The sequence below is a fragment of the Desulfatiglans anilini DSM 4660 genome (genome assembly GCF_000422285.1).
GTDB lineage: Bacteria > Desulfobacterota > DSM-4660 > Desulfatiglandales > Desulfatiglandaceae > Desulfatiglans > Desulfatiglans anilini.
Genome location: NZ_AULM01000092.1, coordinates 1 through 2388 on the forward strand (window position 1 = coordinate 1; position 2388 = coordinate 2388).

The window sequence follows — 2388 nt, forward strand, 5'->3', positions numbered from 1 at the left end:
AAAGCCAGAATAATTCGACATCCGACCCCCTCTAGTCAAGCGTTTGTGAAAAATACGGCCCCTTCCCGACAGCATATTCTGCCAACCAACACGGGGGCGGCGGGTTGATTGGTTTTCCGTCTGCGATCCAGTTCTGCACATCAAACAGTCGGCCGGCTTTGCACAGATTAATCAGCGGTTTGATTTCGTCGTAATCGTTAGCCTTTTTGTCCGAACGGATCACCATCTTTTAAAATACGGATTGTCTTCACTATGACCGGGTTGTTCATCATCCGTCTCGACGGCGTGGTCGAGGATGGACGGTGGACTGTCAGCAAGGGGGTCCAGGCGATCCGCCTGATCCCGTGCCCACGTAGCCCAGCTCTCGTATTCATCAGCATTGACGTACACCGGATTGCCATTTCGATGTTCCTTCTCGACCGCGGCGACAAAATCACGGATCTGCATGCTTTTTTGATGATTCTCGGCATCGGTGATCAAGTTCGAGACACGCGTGCGCTCTTCTTGAATCTTGCGATTCAGCTCAGCCTGGCGTTGCCGCTCCTCCTCTCTCAGGCGTGCCATCTCTTGTCGCTTCCGTTCCTCTTCCTCCTTTTGTTGCCGGTATTCCTTTTTCTTCGCGGCTCGTTTGATGAGTCCGATCACAAAGGCATCCAGACTGTCTTCAAGCTGTTTGCGTTTCGTGTCACGCCAGTTTTTCCGGAAATTGTCGCTGTAAAAATAGCTGCGGTCATGAATGGTCAGGCAGAGCTTACCCGAAGGGACTCGCACGTAGTCGAAACGGCTGTGGCCAAATTGGTAATACCCATCCAGGTCCGTGTCCTTGGGCTGTGTTTTCTTGCTGACAACATCCTCACTGATTCCGAATCCAAGGCGTTCGCCGTCTATCATGACCTCGAACGAATCTTTCTCCTGATAAACTTCGAATCCACGCTCCAACAACCCTTTGATAAGCGCATCCATGATCCGGAGGGCCCGGCGAAGGCTGGTTTTGGACACCCGTATGTCCAAACAATTCTTGTTCGCAGATTCAAGAATCCCGACATCAGTGGGTTCACACAATTCCAGGAGTTCAGCGGATCGGGCGACAAAAGGGTGCGGATTTCTCAACGCTTTCGCAACCACGATTGGCGGAAAATTATGTTCGCGTTCAAGCTGTTTGAACAATTTTGGATTTTCAGTGGGATTGAATTGATTCGCGAGATTGGGACTGATTTCAATCATTTCATCCGAAGAGCGCCTGGGCAGTGGTTCTTTGATCATTCGCTGTCCAGCGGCTTTTTGGGCCCAGTAACCCCGCGGGGGTCTTGGAATATTGTATTTTTTGCAGATCTTGGCAAAGCCGACATCGGACAGGCCGTACTCTTTGGCCAGCCTGGTCACGGGCGTCTCCCACACTCGCTTGTAAAGTTCCAGCCGGCTGATTGTTTTTGCATCCCTGCCCATGAGAATCCACTATTGCCAAGCCCTCGTACCGCCTGTTTCACTGAATGCTGCGCCCCCATTACGGTTGCCCTTTGTCAGTTTTGCCAGATAGTCGGTAATGGCAAACCCGCGTTGGCGGTACTCTTGGCTGTAAACGTTCATCCAATTCAGATCTTTCTGGCTATGTAGACACCATAGCTGTAATAGTCGCGGTATTTTTCATAAAGGGCTATTTCGTGTTTTTCAGCTTCGACGATGCCCTTTGCCTGGTCGCTCTGGCTATGTCGCTCAAGGAACGCATCAAAGCGGCTCTGCATGGGCCGATAGTAATTTTCGGTCCAACAATGTGTGGGCAGATAAAAGTAAGCCTCAGGGCAGTAGCCATGCTGCTCGAGGATTCCGATCTTTGCCGAGGCGACATCAATCTCGGGGTACTCTCCATCCCAGTGGGACTGAAGCTCAGGCGGCCTCGTGGCACTGAGCCACGTGATTTCGGAGACAATGAGCTTTCCCCCCGGTTTCAGGAACCGGTTCCAAGCCGCCACACCGGCCTCAAAGCCCATGTTGTAGACCGCTCCCTCTGACCAGATGACGTCGAACTCCCCGTCAGAAAAAGGCAGTGCATCCATGGAACAGCTCAAGGTGGTGATCCTCTCCGCCACCCCATGGTCCCTCGCTCGGGTTTGAAGCTCGTCCAGAAACTCCGGCAGGAAGTCCACGGCAGTAATTTCAGCGTCCAGTTCCTTGGCGAGAAGGATGGTCGAAGCGCCCGTGCCGCAGCCAATATCCGCAATCTTCAAACGGCGCGACCGGTCGAGTCCGGCCAACCTCATTGCCTGTCTTGTTTCAGTTTCCCCCCCTGGCCCTTGCCGTGTCGCGGGCCGGTGGAGGTCTGTAAGTAGCTGGAATTGAATTTCGTCCAAACTTTCGTGTCCTTCCGGCAGGCGTGCTTAACACGCTGGG

The 2388-nt window shown here is 53.0% G+C and carries 2 protein-coding genes; both read right to left on the reverse strand.

Features of this window, described 5'->3' with window-relative positions; all coding sequences use genetic code 11:
* Positions 1 to 219 precede the first annotated feature (219 nt).
* Positions 220 to 1446 (reverse strand): hypothetical protein, encoded by a 1227-nt coding sequence (locus H567_RS0121140; RefSeq protein WP_028322909.1) that lies wholly within the window; start codon positions 1444 to 1446, stop codon positions 220 to 222.
* 146 nt (positions 1447 to 1592) lie between these two features.
* Positions 1593 to 2348, reverse strand: a complete 756-nt coding sequence (locus tag H567_RS0121145; RefSeq protein ID WP_028322910.1) for a class I SAM-dependent methyltransferase — start codon at positions 2346 to 2348, stop codon at positions 1593 to 1595.
* Positions 2349 to 2388: the final 40 nt, after the last annotated feature.